Origin of the sequence: Guptibacillus spartinae, from assembly GCF_028610625.1 — a bacterium.
GTDB lineage: Bacteria > Bacillota > Bacilli > Bacillales > Guptibacillaceae > Guptibacillus > Guptibacillus spartinae.
The window spans coordinates 62,945-82,578 of sequence record NZ_JAQQWU010000015.1; the positions used below are offsets into that span (position 1 = coordinate 62,945).

Annotated in this window: 18 protein-coding genes; 12 read left to right on the forward strand and 6 right to left on the reverse strand. The window is 40.0% G+C overall.

The annotated features are described in order from the left end of the window. Window positions 1-40: 40 nt before the first annotated feature. The gene (locus PQ511_RS19935; protein ID WP_273853762.1) at window positions 41-799 is read right to left on the reverse strand and encodes a FixH family protein; all 759 of its coding nucleotides are present in this window, start codon (window positions 797-799) and stop codon (window positions 41-43) included. 197 nt (window positions 800-996) lie between these two features. Further along, window positions 997-1,803, reverse strand: a complete 807-nt coding sequence (locus PQ511_RS19940; RefSeq protein WP_273853763.1) for a GNAT family N-acetyltransferase — start codon at window positions 1,801-1,803, stop codon at window positions 997-999. A gap of 168 nt (window positions 1,804-1,971) precedes the next feature. On the opposite strand from PQ511_RS19940, the gene PQ511_RS19945 reads away from it, so the two are divergent. Both PQ511_RS19945 and PQ511_RS19950 read left to right on the forward strand, forming a co-directional pair. Next, the gene (locus PQ511_RS19945) at window positions 1,972-6,942 is read left to right on the forward strand and encodes a lamin tail domain-containing protein (RefSeq protein ID WP_273853764.1); all 4,971 of its coding nucleotides are present in this window, start codon (window positions 1,972-1,974) and stop codon (window positions 6,940-6,942) included. Between the two features lie 86 nt (window positions 6,943-7,028). After that, entirely contained in the window at window positions 7,029-7,739 is a 711-nt protein-coding gene (locus tag PQ511_RS19950; RefSeq protein ID WP_273853765.1) for an HAD family hydrolase, read from the forward strand. Window positions 7,740-7,742: 3 nt separating this feature from the next. Here the strand turns inward: PQ511_RS19950 and PQ511_RS19955 are convergent, their stop codons facing one another. Next, window positions 7,743-8,270, reverse strand: coding sequence for a cysteine hydrolase family protein (locus PQ511_RS19955; protein WP_273853766.1), 528 nt, complete (start codon window positions 8,268-8,270; stop codon window positions 7,743-7,745). A gap of 174 nt (window positions 8,271-8,444) precedes the next feature. Between PQ511_RS19955 and PQ511_RS19960 the strand changes: the two genes are divergently transcribed. Next, window positions 8,445-8,864 carry an organic hydroperoxide resistance protein gene (locus PQ511_RS19960; protein ID WP_098442416.1) on the forward strand — a complete coding sequence of 140 codons (420 nt, stop codon included), beginning with the start codon at window positions 8,445-8,447 and terminating at the stop codon, window positions 8,862-8,864. 80 nt (window positions 8,865-8,944) lie between these two features. On the opposite strand, the gene PQ511_RS19965 is transcribed toward PQ511_RS19960, so the two are convergent. Continuing rightward, window positions 8,945-9,784, reverse strand: a complete 840-nt coding sequence (locus PQ511_RS19965; RefSeq protein ID WP_273853767.1) for a transporter substrate-binding domain-containing protein — start codon at window positions 9,782-9,784, stop codon at window positions 8,945-8,947. 231 nt (window positions 9,785-10,015) lie between these two features. On the opposite strand from PQ511_RS19965, the gene PQ511_RS19970 reads away from it, so the two are divergent. The 3 genes from PQ511_RS19970 (at window position 10,016) to PQ511_RS19980 (ending at window position 12,501) form a co-directional block, all read left to right on the forward strand. Further along, window positions 10,016-10,249 carry a hypothetical protein gene (locus PQ511_RS19970; protein ID WP_273853768.1) on the forward strand — a complete coding sequence of 78 codons (234 nt, stop codon included), beginning with the start codon at window positions 10,016-10,018 and terminating at the stop codon, window positions 10,247-10,249. Between the two features lie 187 nt (window positions 10,250-10,436). Further along, window positions 10,437-12,026: a glycine betaine uptake BCCT transporter gene (locus tag PQ511_RS19975; protein WP_273853769.1), complete on the forward strand. Its 1,590-nt coding sequence runs from the start codon at window positions 10,437-10,439 to the stop codon at window positions 12,024-12,026. Window positions 12,027-12,147: 121 nt separating this feature from the next. Continuing rightward, window positions 12,148-12,501, forward strand: a complete 354-nt coding sequence (locus PQ511_RS19980) for a hypothetical protein (RefSeq protein ID WP_273853770.1) — start codon at window positions 12,148-12,150, stop codon at window positions 12,499-12,501. A 65-nt stretch (window positions 12,502-12,566) separates the two neighbouring features. On the opposite strand, the gene PQ511_RS19985 is transcribed toward PQ511_RS19980, so the two are convergent. Then, complete coding sequence (locus PQ511_RS19985) at window positions 12,567-13,376, reverse strand: ZIP family metal transporter (protein WP_273853771.1); 810 nt, start codon at window positions 13,374-13,376, stop codon at window positions 12,567-12,569. A gap of 181 nt (window positions 13,377-13,557) precedes the next feature. Further along, on the reverse strand, window positions 13,558-14,130 hold the full coding sequence (locus PQ511_RS19990) for a thioredoxin family protein (RefSeq protein ID WP_273853772.1): 573 nt from the start codon (window positions 14,128-14,130) through the stop codon (window positions 13,558-13,560). Between the two features lie 151 nt (window positions 14,131-14,281). Here PQ511_RS19990 and PQ511_RS19995 point away from each other — a divergent pair, with 151 nt between their 5' ends. From PQ511_RS19995 to rbsD, 6 genes are all read left to right on the forward strand, one after another. Further along, window positions 14,282-14,842, forward strand: coding sequence for a tyrosine-type recombinase/integrase (locus PQ511_RS19995; RefSeq protein WP_273853773.1), 561 nt, complete (start codon window positions 14,282-14,284; stop codon window positions 14,840-14,842). Between the two features lie 15 nt (window positions 14,843-14,857). After that, window positions 14,858-16,330 carry a potassium/proton antiporter gene (locus PQ511_RS20000; RefSeq protein ID WP_273853774.1) on the forward strand — a complete coding sequence of 491 codons (1,473 nt, stop codon included), beginning with the start codon at window positions 14,858-14,860 and terminating at the stop codon, window positions 16,328-16,330. Window positions 16,331-16,470: 140 nt separating this feature from the next. Then, window positions 16,471-17,292 (forward strand): endonuclease VIII, encoded by an 822-nt coding sequence (gene nei / locus PQ511_RS20005; protein ID WP_273853791.1) that lies wholly within the window; start codon window positions 16,471-16,473, stop codon window positions 17,290-17,292. Between the two features lie 79 nt (window positions 17,293-17,371). Then, a complete protein-coding gene (locus PQ511_RS20010) occupies window positions 17,372-18,361 on the forward strand; it encodes a LacI family DNA-binding transcriptional regulator (protein ID WP_273853775.1) in 990 nt (329 codons plus the stop codon). After that, the gene (rbsK, locus tag PQ511_RS20015) at window positions 18,354-19,244 is read left to right on the forward strand and encodes a ribokinase (RefSeq protein ID WP_273853776.1); all 891 of its coding nucleotides are present in this window, start codon (window positions 18,354-18,356) and stop codon (window positions 19,242-19,244) included. The genes PQ511_RS20010 and rbsK overlap by 8 nt, the downstream gene beginning before the upstream one ends. Beyond that, on the forward strand, window positions 19,241-19,633 hold the full coding sequence (rbsD, locus tag PQ511_RS20020; protein ID WP_273853777.1) for a D-ribose pyranase: 393 nt from the start codon (window positions 19,241-19,243) through the stop codon (window positions 19,631-19,633). Before rbsK ends, rbsD begins: the two co-directional genes overlap by 4 nt. Window position 19,634: the final 1 nt, after the last annotated feature.

A 19,634-nucleotide genomic window follows, 5' to 3' on the forward strand; every position in this document is an offset into this window, starting at 1 on the left:
AAAAGGCTCTCCCTCTAAAGTTAAAGGGAGAGCCTTTCCGTTATTCTGTGATTGTTAGGTTTTCTTCTGTATGTTCATGAAGTCCTTCATCATTCTCGACATGAATGGTAACTGTGTAATCACCAGCTTCTTTAAATGAAGTTGTGGCTTCGTATTCGCCGTCTTTCATTTCTTCAGCGTCAACCCACTCAGCTTTTTCTTCATCCACTTTCGAAATTTCATAACGAACGTCAGCACCTGTTAAAGCGGCATCGTCTTTTTGCAGGTGTGCCATTAACATAACCTCTTCATTGGCTTTCATTTCTTCAGGCTGCATGAGATGAATGGATACGGCGCTTTCATGTTCGTGCTCGTGTTCATGACTTTCAGAAGCAGCTTCTTCTTCAGAACCAACGATGATTTCATTTTTAGGCATTGTATGTAGATCTCGAGCTGTTACATGGGATTGAACAAAATATTTTCCGGCTTCATCAAGTTGCTTTTCAGCCGAATACACGCCATCGCCATCGTGAGAAGCTTCGATCATTTCACTCTCTTCTTTAGCGCCCTCTTTCCATACTTCGAACATCACTTCATCAGCATCGTCTACTTTTTCTTCTCCCTGTGTAACGGTCGCTGTAAAGGTAACTTTTTCACCTTTTTCCACATTTTCTGGCGTATCTAGTGCCACATCAAGCGTTTCCACTGGAGTTTCTTCTGCGGTTGAATTGTTTTGAGCTTCATTTCCATTATCCTGTCCGCAAGCCGCAAGGGCAACAGCGACACTTAGAATGGAAATCCAAGAACCTATTTTTTTCATGATACTCTTCCTTTCATGACAAACTCATTATCTAAGTTTATAGTATGGCCATCGTTAGACTCTTGTAAACGAGGTCCACACTTTCATACTAAGAAAGTTAAGGAATAATCACAAGTAGATTTAGAAGAGACATGTGACTAGGTCATGACAAAATGAAGTCGTTTTCAACTCAGAAATGGATGCTTTAAGACTACCATTTAAATCGTCGCGATTTCAGTTTCAAAGCTAATCATCATCCATTTCTCGATGTCCTGAAACCCAATTCGTTTATAAATAGTACCGGCATCAGGATTATCATAAAAGAGACAGAGTACTTTTCCTTCTTGAAGAACGTCGAAACATAACTTACTTGTACAAGTGGTAGCATAACCCTTTCGTTTATAGTTTGGTAAAGTACAAACGCCAACAACCATGGCAGATTGAGAATTTTCAGCTGCTGTAGATGCGGCTGAAACAGGTCGGCCATCCACTTCAATAAAGTAGGTTCTTGATACGCCTTTCTCTTGATTACGCCGTTTTTCTTCTACAGTTTCAGTGGCATCAAACTCATCAATGTTGTTATGAAGAAGATGAATGTTATCAAGATCACCTAAATTTGCTTTTTTCACGTCTTCTATGTTCTCTAGGGAAAGTTGATCTAATCTTTCACACTTCGCATAGAAAAGTTCACGAATGGAACGAGCGGGGTGGGTAATATAGGGTAGAATTTGATTGGTTACTCCCTTTAGACCCGACATCATCATGAAATTTGTATCGTGTGAAATCACCTTTGCTAAACCTTTTGCATCAAATTCGGCAGGAGCATAAGGGATATAATTTCTTTCATATTTTAATAGAACAGCTCGTAATGTTCCATCCTCAGAGAAATCGCCCCATAGTTTTTGAAATGGTTGGTCATATCCATACGCTTCAATATCTCCTAATATGAACAAATTTTCAGCTGCATGCGGGGATAGCAGGGAAAGGCATTGGGAATGGTCTTCTCCAGTTAATCGTCTAATCAATGGACATACTCCTCCTCTTGGATACTGACATTTAATTTTACATAAGGTAGTGGAAAAGTAAATAGATTCGGAAAATTTATCCTAATTTTACAATTTAAAAATAAGCCATTAATAGTTTAACTCTACTATAAGAGAGGGGGTCCACAATGAACGAATGAGGGGGATGAAATGAAAAGGAATAAAGGTTTTAAACTAGTTAATGTAGGAATGATTGGATGCATGTTATTTTCGATGCTTTTTTCAACGCTCATTGAAACCGCAGCACAAGCGGAGGAAGGTGGGTTCTATCCGCTGCTTATTACAGAAATATCACCGAATATTAAAGGGGCGGAAGATTATGAGTATATTGAGGTCTACAACAATACGAATCAACCGCTCTATTTAAATGACTATGAATTCTTTTATCGCTATACAGATGGAAGTGCTGAAGATCGCACACTCACTGTAGAACCAGCTGTCATTAATCCAGGTGAAACGAAGGTGCTATGGTATAACAAAAGTGGGAAAACCATTGTTGATTTTGAAGATCATTATGGAGTCACGAATCTTCAAGATCAAGTGATTACTCTTGGTGGAGAAGAATTTAGCGGATTTTCAAACGGCGGAAATCGAGGGGTTGTTCTCCTTGATCGACTAGGAAATGAAATGCTACGTGCTTCTTATGCAGGTGATGAGGCGGCAGAGGATTTGAGCGTCCATTATCAATATCCTACTGGTGATAAAGAGATGGTCGTTTATCAAGCAAAACAAGCGCCAACACCAGGTAGTGTTAATGAGTCTCAGGTTCCACTTAGTCCACAACCGTTAGCGGATGTTGCGATTACTCATGAAGCACTGACAACGCAAAGCGCAAATGAAGATATGACAATAAGGGCTGGAATAACAGCAGAATCCGAATTGCAACAAGTTTCGGTTGTTTATCAGGCACCTCAATTAGAAGAACCAGTTGAAGTTCAAATGAAGCAAGTAGAAGATCCTTCAGAACCTTATGGAGGGGTTTACGAAACCGTTATCTCCAAAGAAAATTTTGCTTTTTCAAAGGAAATGACTTACTACATAAAAGTAGAAACAGCTCAATATACAAAGAACCACCCTGTTCATGCTGGTGAGCCGTTTACAGTAAAAGTAGAAGAAGCGTTAAAAAATGAACCACCGGTCATCACGCATGAAGTTCCAGAACCAATTGAAAATCAAGATCTGACAATTTCCGCGGAAATAAAAGACGATACCGGTGTTCAATCCACAGTTTTATCCTATCGTTTGGATGAAAAGATGGAGCCTGTCACTATTCCTATGGAGATTGGAGAAAATGATGTTTACTCGGCTGTTATTCCTTTTAATAAGCTATGGTCCGACACGCTTTACTATACGATTAAAGCAAATGATGGAAAGCATGAAGTTTCATCGGAAGAGTATCAAATACAGGTTGATCGTCCGGGAATTGATCTAACGAAACTACCAGAGTTACTGATTACGGAAGTCGTTCCAGATTCAACGAATGTGAATGGAGCGGATGGGTATGAATTTATTGAAGTATACAATACGACGGATGAAGCCATTAACTTTCAAGATTATAAAATCCAGTATCGGTATCCAATGGATGGACCGGAAGCAGATTTAATTTGGTCACCCCAAAATGAAGATGTCACCATTCCTTCAGGTCAGTCAGTGGTTTTTTGGATTATCAATTCAGCAAATCAAAACGAAACGGTTGCTGACTTTAACAAGAATTACGGAGCAGCGCTAGTTGAAAACGAATCGATTGTAAAAGTAGAGTCAAATGGGATGTCGAATAGCAGTGCTCGAGGCATTCTTGTTGCAACCAACACTGGGAAAGAAATTTCAGTTGGTATGTATAATGATCAAGTTGGTATTGATGACACAGCGGCGAATAAAGGTATTCTTTACACCTATCCAGCTGATGGTAGTCAAATGCTAAGAAAAATCAGTAGTGCGACTGAATCAGCATCTCCTGGCGATGTTTTACCTGGTCAGGTTCCAGCTAATTTAATGAAGGTAGAAGAAGATCAAGAACCGCCAATCATTGAAGAACTACATGACTTTGATAAAGTGAAACAAACTGACAATCTCGAGTTGGTTTTCGATGCAGAAGATAACCATCTTGTGAAGACAGTAGCCCTTTTCTATAAGCATGAAAGTGAAGAGAACTTCCGCAAAGTGTACTTAAAAGAGGACTTTGACGATACATTCTATCATCACACCATCTATTCACCCGAGTTGATTGGGAGAAAAGGGATTGAGTATTATACGGAAGTATCTGATGGAACGAACCGCACCAAAAGTAAGGTAAAAAAGATTGAGATTGAACAGCCAGTTAAGGATTCTGTTCGATTAAATGTAGAAGATGGCGACATTCTCTCTGGAAAGGAAATCATTAAAGGCACGGCAGATGGAGCAACTCCAGATGATCTCCTTCTTAAAATCGATTCAAAAGAGCCAACGAATACGTATAAAGCACTAGAAAATGAAGCTTACTTTGCATTTGATGTGAAGAAAACAAATCTCTTTTTCCAAAATGGTGTGACGATGGGAGAAGAAACTCTTCTTATTTTTGATGATACAATCAATCGGTACATGACGCTATCGGTTCCGATCGAATCCAATCAGCTTAAAATAGGAAACCAAAATACCATTAGCATCCGTTCTGGGACGAAGGTATCCCCTTTTGATACTAATTCAGAAGAAAACCGTGATGATTTCTATGCGAAGAATATTCGACTTGTGATGAGTGACGGGACAATCATTCAAGATAAGAATTATCTCGATCCAGAGCAGGAAATGACAATTGGTGATGGGGGAGGAGCATCTCCCGTAGTTGATTTTCATTTTACTCTTTCCGAAGAGCTCTTTTCTTCTCTTGCTTATCGTTGGGATACAAGGAAGTCTAGAGACGGTTTGCATACCATTCAGGTTCGCGATCCAAAGAAAGGGAGCGTAGAAAAAACAGTTCTTGTCGATAATACAGCTCCAACGATCCTTCCGACAATTGAAACAAAAGAATATAAAGGGAAGTTTACGATTGATGCACAGCTTGTTGATAAAACATCAGGGATGGAAGAGCTAACCGCAACGCTTGATGGAGAAACAATCGAATTGCCTTATGAGACATCTTCTGTTGAACTAGAGGCTGGTGAGCACGTTGCGGTATTTACAGGATATGATGTAGCTGGAAACAAAGTAGAAGAAAAGGTTCCATTTACAGTAGTAGAAGAACAGCCTGAAAAACCTGAAGTCATTTCACCAGATAATGGAGAAGGAAATGTAACAGGAAACCCAAAGCTAAAAGTACTTGTGGAAGATCCGACGAATGATAAGTTAGACGTTGATTTTTATAAAGGCTATCAATATTCGGCTGGAGATAAAAATATAAGCGTCCATACGAATACAGTGGATACTGAACCACCTGGCGTTTTCAAACCTGAAGGGGAGAAAGCAATCACCGATAACGAGGTTCAGCTTATTTCCAAAGAAGATCAACAGTATATGACCACTGATTCGACAACTCAATTTCCTTATCACCGTTTTGATGTTGAGGTAGAAGAGTCGGTTCAGGATAGGGACCGTATTGCTCTTCATTGGAAAGGAAAATCATTAGAAGGAAGAAAAGTATCGATGTATGCCTGGAACCATCATCAGGCAAGCTGGGACCCGATTGTGCAGCAGATTGCTCCAGGAGGAGATTTCACTCTTGAAGGTTCTGTCACGGCAAAAGATTATGTGAAAGACCAAAAAGTGACGGTTCTTGTTCAAGATGAAATTCCAGAAAATCGAGATCAATATGATTATACGTTTGTTTGGATGAGCGATACGCAATATTATTCTGAAAGCTATCCGTATATTTATCAAAAGCAAACCGAGTGGATTAAAGATCAGCAAGAAGAGATGAAAATCAAATATGTTTTCCATACGGGAGATTTAGTGGATGAAGCGGATAAAGTCTACCAGTGGAACAATGCAGATGCAAGTATGAAAGTCCTTGACGATGCTGGTATCCGTTATGGTGTTCTCGCAGGAAATCATGATGTTGATAATAAAACTGGTGATTATACGGCATTTTCTAACTATTTTGGAGAATCACGCTTTAGTGATCGAGATTATTTTGGAGGGTCATATCAAGATAACAAGGGACACTATGATCTTATCTCTGAAAATGGTAATGACTATCTGATGCTTTATATGGGCTGGGGAATTGGGGACGAAGAAATCGAGTGGATGAATAAGGTTTTAGCTCAATATCCTGATCGAATGGCCATTCTTTCTTTCCATGAATATTTGCTTGTATCGGGGAACCGAAGCCCTCTTGCAGACGAAATCTATGAAAAGGTCGTTGTACCAAATAAGAACGTTGTTGCAACCTTATGTGGTCATTACCATGACAGTGAACTATTAGTAGATGAAATTGACGATAACGGGGATGGTACTGCTGATCGAACCGTCTATCAAATTCTTGCAGACTACCAGGGAGGACCAGAAGGCGGACAGGGTTATTTACGTTTGTTACATGTCGATGTTGCGAATAATCGAATCTATATGAACACGTATTCTCCTTATCTAGATGACTACAATTTCTATGACAATGATCAATATCCAGGTAAAGATGAATTTACGATTGATCTTAATTTAGAGCCACAAGTGAAACGTGTAGCGACTGATTATTTTGAAGTAAATGTTTATACGGAAGAAAAAATCGGTTCAGATCAAGGGATAAAGAGTGGAACTATTGCTGAAGCGAAATGGAAGAAGCTTGCTAAAGGTGAAACGTATTATTGGTATGCAACTGCTTCTGATCAATTTGGAGGGAAAACAACTTCTGATATTTGGAACTTTACAATGAAGGGATCAAAAAGTGAAACAGTAGACAAAGACAAAGACAAAGATAAAGACAAAGACAAAGACAAAGACAAAGACAAAGACAAAGACAAAGACAAAGAACCTAGTCAGAAAGAGGATCTAAAAGAAGATGAGGATAGAGAAGCAAAAGAAGATCAGCAAGAAGAGATTGGGATTAAGGAAGGCCAAACAAAAGAAGTAAAAAGAACGAAAACGAATAATGAGCTTGTAAATAAAGAGAATTCAATCAATGAGCAAGTAAACAAAGAAGATCCTAAGAATAAATAATTCTATGGAGATCGTGAGTCAAACTCACGATCTTTTTGTTTTAGAAGGAAGTAAACATTCTAGAGTAGAAATGTGGTTACAGAAGTATGAGAAAAATGAAAGGAATTAAAAAGATGATAAAAGGAATTCTCTTTGATCTAGATGAAACCCTGTTAAATCGCAAAGCATCAGTAGAAGCGTTTATCCATGATCAGTATAAACGCTACAAACCCTATATGGCAGGAGTTGAAGCGGAAACGTATTGCGCCCGTTTCATTGAGCTTGATAACAATGGGTATACGTGGAAGGATCGCGTTTATGAGAGAATAGTAGAAGAGTACCAATTGCTCCTCTCTTCTGTAGAACTTTTACATGATTATCTTCTTCATTTCAAACAGCACTGTCAACCGTTTACAGGTATGTTAGAAATGCTTGAGGCATTGAAGGCTCGCGGTTACCAACTTGGCATGATTACAAATGGAAGAACAGCATTTCAACTAAGCAATATCCGGGCTCTCGGAATTGAAGAGTATTTTGATATCATTGTCATTTCAGAGGAAGAAGAAGTTAAAAAACCGGAGAGTACAATATTTCAACGGGCACTTGAGCGTATGAATATAAAAGCTCATGAAGCGATTTTTGTTGGTGATCATCTCATCAATGATGTGAAAGGTGCAAAGGATGTAGGAATGAGAGCGGTATGGAAAAAACGAGAAGAAGAACCCGAAGAGACAGAGGACGTCTCCATCTATTCCTTGCTTGACCTCTTATCAGTTGTAGAGGAGTGGACCGAAGAAACAAACATAACCCGATATTAAACATTAGCGTATTCTTTCTACAAATTGATCAGTTGAGATTGTGTTGGCAAACCATTGAAGCGTTTGATTATGATGTTGAATAATTTGTGAAGCCTTTAAAATAGGCGTATCCCAAGTACTGTGTGCATCTCCAATTATACTAGTAGAAAAACCTCTACTTTGAGCACTGCGACACGTGGTATCGATGCAGACTTCTGTTTGAATGCCGGCGAGAAGTAAATGTTGGATTCCTTTAAAATGTAGCTGTTCTTCAAGCGACGTTTTATAAAAAGAATCAGGGGTTGTTTTCTGAATCACAACATCGTCTTTTTCAACGGTTAGAAAAGGGTGTAATTTCCAGGGGTCACTATGACGTTGTAAGTGATTCCCACTCGTTTCGTGTTGTATATAGAAAATGGGCATGGATTCTGATTTCGCAGAAGCAATGAGTTTTTTTAGATTATAAAGTAGTTTCGCATCTTGATAAACGGATGATCCGCGCTGAAACATGCGTTTTTGAACATCAACAATGAGAAGTGCGGTTGCTTGCAAAAATATCTCCTCCTCCAGATAGAGAACAAATGTTCTATTCTTTTATCATACGCTGATCGTAATTAAATTTCAACCTGTATTTGGAAAAAAGACTTATTGAGAGTAATAATGTTTAATATGACCAAGAAACGGGGACATTTTAGTTGTATGCAAATTAGAAGGAGCTGATATTCAATGAGTAATGTAATGTTTACTTCACAAGCAACTGCAGAAGGCGGACGTAATGGACAAGTTAAGTCCTCGGACGGTTTAATTGACTTAAATCTTGTTATGCCAACAGAGAAATCAAGCGAAACTGGCTCAAACCCTGAGCAACTATTTGCTGCTGCTTATGCCGCTTGCTATGATGGTGCATTAAATCTTGTGGCATCGAAGAAAAAAATGGACATTGATTCGAAAATTACAGCAGACGTTAGCTTGTTGAAAGATGAAGCAGATAATGGCTTCAAAATCGGAGCAGCCCTCACTGTAGAAATTAAAGGTGTGAGTCAAGAAGACGCAGAAATGTTAGCGAAAGAAGCTCACAAAGTTTGCCCATATTCTAAAGCAACACGAGGCAACATTGATGTAGAAATTAATGCGAAAGCTGTATAAAAGCCAAAAGCCGTGCTCCTAAATGAGGAGCACGGCTTTTTCTTATGACCTTATAAAAGTATGAAACTGGATACACACCATTATTCCTGGAATTCAATATCCTCGGGAAGTTCTGTGACATCAGCGCCGTTAAAGAACTTCTTAGAAAGGTCGCGGATCGTGCCGTCTTCAAGCATTTCTTCAATCACGCCATTTACCTTAGAAATAAGCTCTTCATTTTCTTTATTCATCAAGACGCCACCTTCACTAGGCATGTACTGAATATCGGGGTGAATGGTTAGGTCAAGCTCAGGGAAGGCTGCTAGAGCCAATCGCTGTAAGTAGACATCATTTAAAATCACGTCTGTTCTGCCATTTTCCACATCCCGCAAATATTGCTCGTTTGTCGCATTATCGTAGATCACTTCTTCAGCGCCTTTTTCTTTTGCGAGTTTCATAAAGTTTGTTGTCGCTGCACCGGCTGCTTTCTTTCCTTCTAAATCATTAATTGATTCTATCCCTGAAAGATCATCAGCGCGTACAATGGCTGTCCCATATGAATGTTTGTATGGTGTCGAAAGGGCGAATTTTTCTTTGCGCTTTTCTGTAATACCGATATCGTTAGCTGCCATGTCAACCTTTCCAGTTTGCACAGCTGTCAGCATACCATCAAAGCCCATTTCAACAAATTCAACTTTTAAATCCAGTCGATTGGCCATCTCTTTTACAATCTCTACATCGAAACCTGTTAAATCATTCGTCTCTTGTTCATGAAACGATGTTGGATAAAGTGTTCCGGATGTTGCAACTTTAATGGTGCCCTCATTCTGAATATCTTCCCATGCTGTTACTTTTTCCTCTTCTGAGTTACTGTTTCCGCATGCCGCTAGTATTCCAATAGTGGCTAAAGTTAGCAACAAAAGGATATGTTTAAACTTCATTTTTTATTTCCCCCTTTTTAAGTCAGAACTTTACAATAGCAAATCCTCCCCCTTTCTATCAATAATTTAGACTAATTTTGTTCATATGCTTATAGCAAAGATGGCCATTCGTTCCATTTGTAATGATTCATCGTCCATAATACCCAGTTTACTTTATGGATGAGAGGGTATGAGGTGCATATCAAAGTCCCTAAGTGGCGGGTACTTCAATAAAGAAAGGGGAATCAATCTTTGAAACAATCGATTGGAAGTTGTACTCACCGTTATTCGGTCGTACAACATCAAGCGAAAATGGCGATTGAACATTCTAAGCGCTTGTCTAAGAAGAAAGTAGATATTCGGAAAATATCCCAAATGACGGGATTTTCAGAAGAACAAATACTTGAATCGATGGAATTTGGAGATCCCGACTTTAAAGTTGAACGTCCAACACTTCCAAAACAACATATCCATTTAGATTTATAATGGGGAAGATGTGTAAATGAGTAAAGCCTGCTTAGGTGATAAAAGTAGGCTTTTTTGTTTGATTCCTGATAAAAGGGAAAAGTTGGTTAGTTTCCTAGCTAGATGGGTACAAGATAGACATAGAAAAATGGAATAAACTTGATTGAGAGCAGATAGCATAAGACTTTCAATCTGAAAGGAGAGGTGTATGAAAGAAAAGAAAAATCAAAAAGGAAATTCAGTATTTTGGATATCAGGTTTAATTATATTCGTGCTTGTTATTTGGGGAGCTCTTGTTCCTCAATCATTTGCATCAGTCGCAAGTTCAGTCTATTCGTTTACAACAAATGCGTTTGGCTGGTTCTATTTATTAGCCGTTATCTTCTTTGTGCTGTTTTGTTTCTATCTTGCGATTAGTAAGTATGGGAAAATTCGCTTAGGTGATGATGAGGAAAAACCGGAATACCCCTTTTTTACATGGATTGGGATGTTGTTTAGTGCCGGTTTTGGAGTTGGTCTTGTTTTCTGGGGTATCGCAGAGCCGATGACGCATTTCGCAAATCCTCCAACTGGCTTTGGTGTTGAAGGGGAGACGGAGCAAGCAGCAAAGCTTGCGATGCGGTATTCATTTTTCCATTGGGGCATACACCAGTGGTCCGTCTTTACTGTTGTCGGTCTTGTGATGGCTTATTTCCAATATCGGAAAGGTCGCAGAAGCTTGATCAGTGAAACGATTACGAGTAAGTCTGATGCTAATAAGAAACCAACCTGGAAAAAAGTTATTAACATTCTTGCAGTCATTGCGACAGTAATGGGCGTTGCCACATCGCTCGGTTTTGGTATTTTACAGATTAATGGCGGTTTAGATTATCTGTATGGGCTTCCTCAAAATGCGCCGGTGCAAATCGCTATTACCGCCATTCTCTTTATTTTATATATGGCTTCTTCTACAACCGGACTTAACAAAGGCATTAAGTATTTGAGTAATTTAAATCTGGCCCTTGCGCTGCTCCTAATGTTGTTTATTCTTTTCCTTGGTCCAACAGTGTTTATTCTTGAAAGCTTTACACTTGCACTTGGAGGATACATTCAGAAGTTTATTGAAATGAGCTTCTTTATGACACCTTATCAAGGAGGTTCATGGGTGAAAGAATGGACTGTCTTCTATTGGGCGTGGGTCATTGCCTGGTCGCCCTTTATTGGCGCTTTCGTTGCCCGAGTTTCAAAAGGACGCACCATTCGTGAAATGATTTTTGGCGTATTGATTGTTCCTCCATTCATAGCGATGGTGTGGATAGCCGTATTTGGTGGCGCGGCTTTTCATCTTGATCTTTTTCAAGGGACAGCCATAGCTGACGCTGTAAATAATGATGTCACGAGTGCGTTATTTGTTACACTAGAGCAATTTCCGCTCACTCAAGTGCTGTCCATCTTATCTCTGTTTCTAATCTGCGTCTTTCTAGTGACTTCCGCTGATTCAGCTACTTTTGTACTAGGGATGATGACTTCAGACGGTGACTTGAATCCTTCTCTTTTCTCAAAGCTTGTATGGGGGACCCTTATTGCTGCCATTACTGCAGTATTAATTATTAGTAGCGGGCTACAGGGGCTTCAGACGGCTTCGCTTGTGGCAGCTTTACCGTTTACGGTGATTTTAATCATCATGTGCGTGAACCTATTTAAATCGCTACGGAAAGAAGTGAGAGTAGCAAATAAGAAGCGAGAACAAACATTATTGAAAAAAGTTGCCGAGGTAACGAAAGATAAGAAAGAACGTCGAGAAAAACAATCTTCATAACAAATAGAATTCTTTTATATGTATCTATCCTGGCTCATTTTCTTGTAGACTATTAGTAAGGGTGTGCCTAATCGTAAGATAGAGTCAATTTCACGAACTTGTGAAAGAAAGAGGATTGAGAATGTCAGATATTTTATGGATTGCGTATCTCGGAATATTAGGAGCCCCTGCGATAGGGTTTTTATTAAAAGGTAAGTATAAAACAATAGCAATGAAAGTTGATTTTATTGTTTCATGTATGACATGGACGGGCTTATTTGGATATGTAACAAGTATCAGTATAGGACCATCTCTAGTATGGAAAGTTGTTTTTGTCCTCGGCATCGTGTGGGATCTACTCTTTGTGATTTATCTTGACCAGAGTGATGAAGCGATTGAGGGATTGAGTGAAAAAACGGTGAAAGCGACAACCGTCATCTTCTCTATCTTAATGCTCTTACCACTGTATTATGGTCTCTTTCGTTACGCTTTTTAACCAAAGTAGATGGGTATCAAAAGGCGCGTTCCCTAATAGAGGGGAACGCGCCTTTTTTATATGACCTAACCAAGTGCGACATCGAGAACCATCATGACGGAAAAGCCGATCATTAGTGACATGGAAGCAAGTTGAACATTCCCTTTCTCTTGAGAACCAGGAATGATTTCTTTTGCTACAACAAAAATCATTGCTCCAGCGGCAAAGCTTAGTGCATATGGTAAAAGAGGCTGAATGTAAATAACAGCAAGAGCTCCAACAACAGCAGCGATTGGCTCCACCACACCTGATAGCTGTCCGTAGAAAAAGCTTTTGGCTCTAGACATACCGTCTCCTCGAAGTGGAACAGAGACAGCTGTTCCTTCAGGGACGTTTTGAATACCAATCCCGATGGCAAGTGCAATGGCGCCAGCAAGTGTGGACGTTGAGAATTCTGCAGCTACTGCGCCGAATGCGACTCCGATCGCAAGGCCTTCAGGAATGTTATGCATCGTAATGGAGAAAACAAGCATGGCAGTACGGTGTTTAGCTTTTTTATCTTTAATGTCTTTAAAATACAGATCTTCATTAATATGTGGTAAGATGCGATCGACAAGAAGAAGGAAGAATCCTCCTAATAGAAAACCGACAACGGCCGGAATATAGCCTGGAACGCCCTGTTGCTCAGCCATCTCAATACCTGGGCTAAGCAGGGACCAGAAGCTTGCTGCAATCATCACGCCTCCTGCAAATGCAAGCATACCATCAAAGACTTTCTGATTAACCGTTCTTGTAAAAAAGACAAATGATGCACCTAGTGCCGTGGCGCCCCATGTGAATAACGTAAAGAGGAATGCCTGTGAAACAGGGCTTAATCCAACAATCCAATCACCCATTCGTAAACTCTCCTTCTATAAATCTCTCTATACTTTCCTATCATCATATTTTTTGCCTTAAGGAAAAAATCTATACTTCCAAGTCTAATGCGACTATTGGTAACTGTCAACTTTAGTTGGCTATGGTTGATTGGGAATAAAATAAAACCACTCAGCGTATTTGCCGAGTGGTTTTAAATAATTATTTCGTAATGGTGACTGCCTGGCTTAGCATGGCTAACATATCGTCCTTAATATGCTTCCACATGTCATCATCTGTTGTAAATCGTTCCGTCGTTTCACTAATAAAAGAGAGAAAGGCTTTTTTGAAGTTTGGATCTCCTTTTGGAGGCAGGGACTGCTTGGCCTGGTCAACATAAGATTGTACTTCAGGAGCACGAGGGCCCCATTTTCCAACTTCTCGACCTTCTGCATCGACTAGGACAATAATCGGAATCGATCGTGCAGTCCCATTCGTTAAATAGCGATCCATTAATTCAAGATGATTGTCTCGTATGAAATAACTACCTTCAATCAAGGCCTCATCAGCCATTCGCATAAAGATAGGAAGGTTAACCATCGCATCACCACACCAGTCAGCTGTAATCACTAGAGCACGAAGCTTCTCAGATTGAAGAGAACGAAGGAATGTAAGGTCCTCTTCTTCGAGGGTCACGTGATTATAAATGGTTAGTAAATCATCTCTGTGCTCGTCCATACTATGAATGTATTGTTCTTTGGACATGCCCCTGTCAAACCAATTTGTTAGATCCATTGAGCGCCCTCCTTATAGTAGTGTCTAAATGAATTATACTACGAAAAAGGCACGAATTCCTTTTGTATAGAAGAGACTTTTTTCACGGAAGCATATTAATAGTGACATAACCACTATAATGATATAATTGAGTCACTTAAAGGACGTGATAATGGTGAATTCCGTTGGGCCAATTAAGAATATACAACAGATCAATCATTTAAAAAAAGTCTTATTAGAGCGATCGAAGCGAGATTATTTATTATTTGTTCTTAGTGTAAATACAGGAATGCGTCTAGCACCGCTTCTACATCTCACTCATGAGCATGTCATGAAGAATGATTCGATTAAAGAATACCTTGAAGCCTCTATTACCGAAACAACAGACGTTTACCTCAATTCAGAAGTAAGACGTGCTCTTTCCCTTTATATGAGTGAGCCTGTTTCTCATGATCCATATTACCTCTTTCATACGAAAAAAGACGTTGCCCAACCAATTACAAGGCAGCAGGTCCATCGAATCTTATCACAAGCGGGCAAAGTTGCAGCACTTGAACATCCCATTAGCTTTCATAGTTTAAGAAAAACATTTGGTTATCATGCGTTCCAGCAGGGTGTAGCCGTTTCACTTATTCAAAAAATTTATGGGCATGGGACGAGAAGTGAAACTTTAAAATATATCGGTATAAATTCTAACCAGATTCCGAAACTGAAGATTGATGTGCATTTATAGAAGGGAGGAAGATCAATGGAGACGAATGGAGTAATCTTATTCAGCGCCATCTTTTTAATTGGTGGTGTGCTGATGGCCAAATTTTCTTCCCGATTAGGTGTCCCGGCACTTGTTTTGTTTATTATCGTGGGAATGATTACAGGAAGCGATGGTCTTGGTTATATTTACTTTGACAATGCTTCACTTACACAGTCACTTGGTATTTTAGCCCTCGTGCTGATCTTATTTGATGGAGGCTTACAAACAGAATGGCGTCGTACGAAAGCTGTTCTACCTATTTCATTGTCTCTCGCAACAGTAGGCGTCCTTATTACCTCAGGTCTATTTGGTGTTGCGGCGAAAATGATTTTGGATGTGAATTGGAATGAAGCGCTACTTTTAGGTGCGATTGTTGGGTCGACTGATGCGGCAGCAGTCTTTGCCGTATTGAAAGGGAAAAACATCAAAAGGAAGTTGCAATCGACTCTTGAAGCAGAGTCAGGTTCAAATGATCCTATGGCGATGTTTTTAACGCTTACTTTATTACAACTTGCCATTGGCGAAACTGCCTTTGGTGCATCCGTTATTCTGTCGTTTTTCTGGCAAATGGGTGCCGGACTTCTTTTAGGCGTCTTGTTTGGATATGCTGCCTCCTGGGCTATGAAGAATATCGATTTAGGCTCAAACGGGTTGTATCCTGTTTTTTCGATTGCAATTGCCTTAATTACATATAGTGCGACAGATTTGATTAACGCAAGCGGACTGCTTGCCGTCTATGCTGCTGCCCTTGTACTTGGTAATACGAAAAGCCTTCCATATGGCCAAACGATTTTTCGCTTTCATGACGGAATCGCCTGGATGATGCAAATCTTAATGTTTATTATGCTAGGGTTACTTGTTAACCCTTCCGAACTGTTCTCAACTTGGATTGTATTGAAAGGGCTAGCCCTTTCGTTTATCTTGATTGTGATTGCTCGTCCAATTGCTGTTTTTCTTTCAAGTATCCCGTTTAAGTTCACCCTGAAAGAAAAAACGTTTCTTTCGTGGGCCGGGTTACGAGGCGCCGTGCCAATTGTGTTAGCGACTTTCCCACTTTTAGAAGGATTAGAAAATAGCCAACTTTTCTTTAACCTTATTTTCTTTATTGTCCTCACTTCTGCTCTCGTACAGGGAGCAACTATTCCTTTAATAGGGAAAAGGTTAGGACTGACAGGTCCTGAAGTTCATGTGCCATCTCATTCATTAGAGCTCGTTTCTTCGACTACGGTCAATGCAGAGATGATTCCTTATACAATTACATCGTCATCTAAATTAATCGGCAGAGATTTATCCGATATTTCTTTCCCGGATAAAGTACTTGTTAGTGCGATTATTCGACGAGATGAATTAATCGCTCCTTCTGGAGATACAAAAATTAAAGTAAATGATGTGCTTTATATACTTGTTGAAAATCAAAAAAAGTCAGAGCTTGAAAAAGTACTGGGGATCCGAAAAACAATCGGAAGTTAGATACAACATTGAAGGGGCTTTCCACTGGAGAGCCCCTTCGTTCGTTTTGTTCACCATAAGTTAGGGAAAATTCTTCTTACCTAATTAGATATCTAGTGTTGCAGTAGAATTCTAACAATGAAGAAGGAAGGTTTTTGACAATGCCTGAAGGTCCTGAAATTAGAAGAGCAGCAGACCAGGTCGAGAAAGCGTTACGAAAAGGAAGCGTGATGGATGTATTCTTTGCTTTCGAACATTTAAAAGGATATGAATCCCTCTTAAGTGGGGCAGAGGTGACAAGAGTCGATACAAAAGGAAAGGCGATGCTGATTCGATTTGATAATGGGTATACAATCTACTCACATAATCAGCTTTACGGGAAGTGGATCATACGGAACGCCTATAATTATCCAAAAACAAATCGTCAGCTCCGTCTCGCTCTGCATAATGAGAAGAAGTCTGCCCTCCTATATAGTGCATCAGATATTGAAGTGCTTCGCGATGAAGAAGTTCCTCTCCACCCGTTTATTGCGAAGGTTGGACCTGATTTACTGAGTGAAGACGTAAGTGCGGAACAATTGAAGGAGCGCTTTGTATCAAAATCCTTCCATAAGAAAAAGTGGACTTCCCTTTTACTAGATCAGACATTTATTGGAGGTATTGGCAACTATTTAAGAAGCGAGATTCTCTTTCTTGCAGGTATTCATCCGGATTTACGTCCAATGGATTGCTCGGAGCGGCAATTAACAAAAGCGGCTGAAGCTACGGTGAAACTTGTCCATCAATCTTATGAACACAACGGAATTACAAATGATCTTGAGCTAGCGATGAAGTTAAAGGAGAAGGGACAAAAACGCCCACAATACAGACATTGGGTTTTTAACCGAGAAGGCGAGGCGTGCCGAATCGATGGAACAGAAATACAAAAAGTGAAAGCTGGATCAAGAAGATTGTATTTTTGTCCAACGTGTCAGTCGAAGTAAGAAAAATTTCTTGCAAACGCATTCAATGATATGGTAAATTATCTGTAACCGGTTACACAAATGCGAAGGAGTGAAGCAAATGGCTACAATTCGAGATGTAGCAGAACAAGCGGGAGTATCTGTCGCGACCGTTTCTCGTGTTCTAAATGATAATGGTTATGTAGGATCGGAAACGAGAAAACGCGTGATGGGTGCGATCGAAAGTTTGAACTACAGTCCCAATGAAGTAGCACGCTCACTCTATAAACGCGAATCAAGGTTAATTGGACTGCTTCTTCCTGATATAACGAATCCCTTTTTTCCTCAGTTAGCACGTGGGATTGAGGACGAGGTTAATCGCTCTGGATTTAGGTTATTACTTGGGAACAGCGATGAAGAAGCAAACAAAGAGCTAGAGTACATTCAAACTTTTTTGCAAAATCAAGTTGTTGGCATGATTTCAGCAACAAATAATACAGATAACGAGAATTACAGCAATCTTAATTTACCTGTTGTTTTTCTAGACCGTGTGTCGAAACGACATCCTTCCGTGTATGCAGATGGAATCGAGGGAGGACGACTTGCAGCGAGAACGCTTATCGAGAGGGGTTCAAAAAGAATAACGCTTATAAAAGGACCTGGCCATGTTAAGCCCGCTGCAGATCGATTTCATGGGGCACTTGCAGTATTAAGTGAAGCGGAAATTGATTTTTCTGTTCTTTCCACATCTTCTTATGCGTTTGATGATGCGCGTAAGTGGGCTGAAGAGCTATTTGCAAAGCATCCGGATACAGACGGAGTGATCGCAAGTAACGATATTGTGGCAATTGCCATTTTACATGAGGCACTTCGTCTTGGGAGAAAGATTCCTGAAGACTTACAATTAATTGGATATGATGATATTCCGTTTAGTAGCTTGTCTTATCCATCTTTATCAACAATTAGGCAACCTGCTTATGAAATGGGGAAGGAAGCAGCCAAGTTACTCATTCGAATGATCCGTAAAGAAAAAGAAATTGAGCAAACAATTCAATTACCAGTGACGCTAATCGAGCGAAATACAACAAGAAAGGTTGATCCAAATGCGTAAAGCGAAAATAGCTGTTATCGGAAGTTCTTCAATGGATCTTGTCGTAACTTCCAAGAGACGTCCAGGAGCTGGAGAAACGGTACTAGGAGAATCATTTAAAACCGTTCCTGGCGGGAAAGGGGCAAATCAAGCCGTTGCTGCTGCACGTCTTGGTGCGGAAGTGTATATGATTGGCTGTGTTGGAGACGATCATTATGGCGAGGCAATCTTAAGAAACTTTCAAGATAATGGAGTTAACACCGACTGTGTGGAACCGGTTACATGTATGGAAAGCGGCACGGCACATATCATTCTTGCAGAGGGCGATAACAGTATTGTGGTCGTTAAAGGAGCGAATGATTACGTAACGCCTGCTTATATCGATAAACGGGATGAGCTTATTAAAAGTTGCGATCTTGTGATGATCCAGCAGGAAATACCTGAGGAAACAGTCGAATTTGTAGCTGAACTATGTAAGCAAGTAGATGTACCATTGCTACTGAATCCAGCACCAGCTAGAGCTATCTCAGAAAAAGTGATTGCCTGTTCAACGTATATCACACCGAATGAACATGAAGCGAACGTTCTTTTTGATGGTCAACCAATGAGTCACTCATTACAAACTTATCCCGAAAAACTATTGATTACGGAAGGAGCTGCAGGCGTGCGCTTCTTTAATGGACAGGAAGAAGTGTTGGTTCCCTCCTTTAAAGTAAAGGCTATTGATACAACAGGAGCGGGAGATACATTTAACGCTGCGTTTGGAACAGCCATCGCGGAAGGAAAAACGCTAACGGAAAGCATAATGTTTGGTAATCGTGCTGCTTCTCTTTCTGTTACTGGATTTGGTGCACAGGGTGGTATGCCAACGCGTGAAGAAGTGGAAAGGATGTTAAAAGAATGAAAAGAAGAGGAATGTTAAATAGTCATATTTCAAAAGTCCTTGCGGATCTAGGTCATACAGATCAGATTGTGATTGCAGATGCTGGACTCCCAGTTCCTGATGGGGTAAAGAAAATAGATTTGGCCTTAAAACCAGGTACCCCTGCTTTTAGTGAAGTTGTAAATGAACTTCTACAAGAAATGGTTGTGGAGCGTGTCACGCTTGCAAATGAAATTGAAGGCAACCAGAAAGTCCATGATTGGATAAAGCAAGAACTACAAGAAATCGAACTGTCCTATGTTGCGCATGAAGCATTTAAAGAGCAAACGCAGCAGGCGAAAGTTGTGATCCGTACAGGAGAGACAACGCCGTATGCCAATTGCATTCTTCATTCAGGAGTAATCTTTTAAA

Coding starts and splice junctions, on each gene's coding strand:
- PQ511_RS19965 (WP_273853767.1), bottom strand. CDS start 9,784: ATGAAGTTTAAACATATCCTTTTGTTGCTAACTTTAGCCACTATTGGA.
- PQ511_RS19995 (WP_273853773.1), top strand. CDS start 14,282: ATGGTGAATTCCGTTGGGCCAATTAAGAATATACAACAGATCAATCAT.
- PQ511_RS19990 (WP_273853772.1), bottom strand. CDS start 14,130: ATGGATCTAACAAATTGGTTTGACAGGGGCATGTCCAAAGAACAATAC.
- PQ511_RS19950 (WP_273853765.1), top strand. CDS start 7,029: ATGAGAAAAATGAAAGGAATTAAAAAGATGATAAAAGGAATTCTCTTT.
- nei (WP_273853791.1), top strand. CDS start 16,471: ATGCCTGAAGGTCCTGAAATTAGAAGAGCAGCAGACCAGGTCGAGAAA.
- PQ511_RS19980 (WP_273853770.1), top strand. CDS start 12,148: ATGTCAGATATTTTATGGATTGCGTATCTCGGAATATTAGGAGCCCCT.
- rbsD (WP_273853777.1), top strand. CDS start 19,241: ATGAAAAGAAGAGGAATGTTAAATAGTCATATTTCAAAAGTCCTTGCG.
- PQ511_RS19985 (WP_273853771.1), bottom strand. CDS start 13,376: ATGGGTGATTGGATTGTTGGATTAAGCCCTGTTTCACAGGCATTCCTC.
- PQ511_RS19945 (WP_273853764.1), top strand. CDS start 1,972: ATGAAAAGGAATAAAGGTTTTAAACTAGTTAATGTAGGAATGATTGGA.
- rbsK (WP_273853776.1), top strand. CDS start 18,354: ATGCGTAAAGCGAAAATAGCTGTTATCGGAAGTTCTTCAATGGATCTT.
- PQ511_RS20000 (WP_273853774.1), top strand. CDS start 14,858: ATGGAGACGAATGGAGTAATCTTATTCAGCGCCATCTTTTTAATTGGT.
- PQ511_RS19975 (WP_273853769.1), top strand. CDS start 10,437: ATGAAAGAAAAGAAAAATCAAAAAGGAAATTCAGTATTTTGGATATCA.
- PQ511_RS19935 (WP_273853762.1), bottom strand. CDS start 799: ATGAAAAAAATAGGTTCTTGGATTTCCATTCTAAGTGTCGCTGTTGCC.
- PQ511_RS19960 (WP_098442416.1), top strand. CDS start 8,445: ATGAGTAATGTAATGTTTACTTCACAAGCAACTGCAGAAGGCGGACGT.
- PQ511_RS20010 (WP_273853775.1), top strand. CDS start 17,372: ATGGCTACAATTCGAGATGTAGCAGAACAAGCGGGAGTATCTGTCGCG.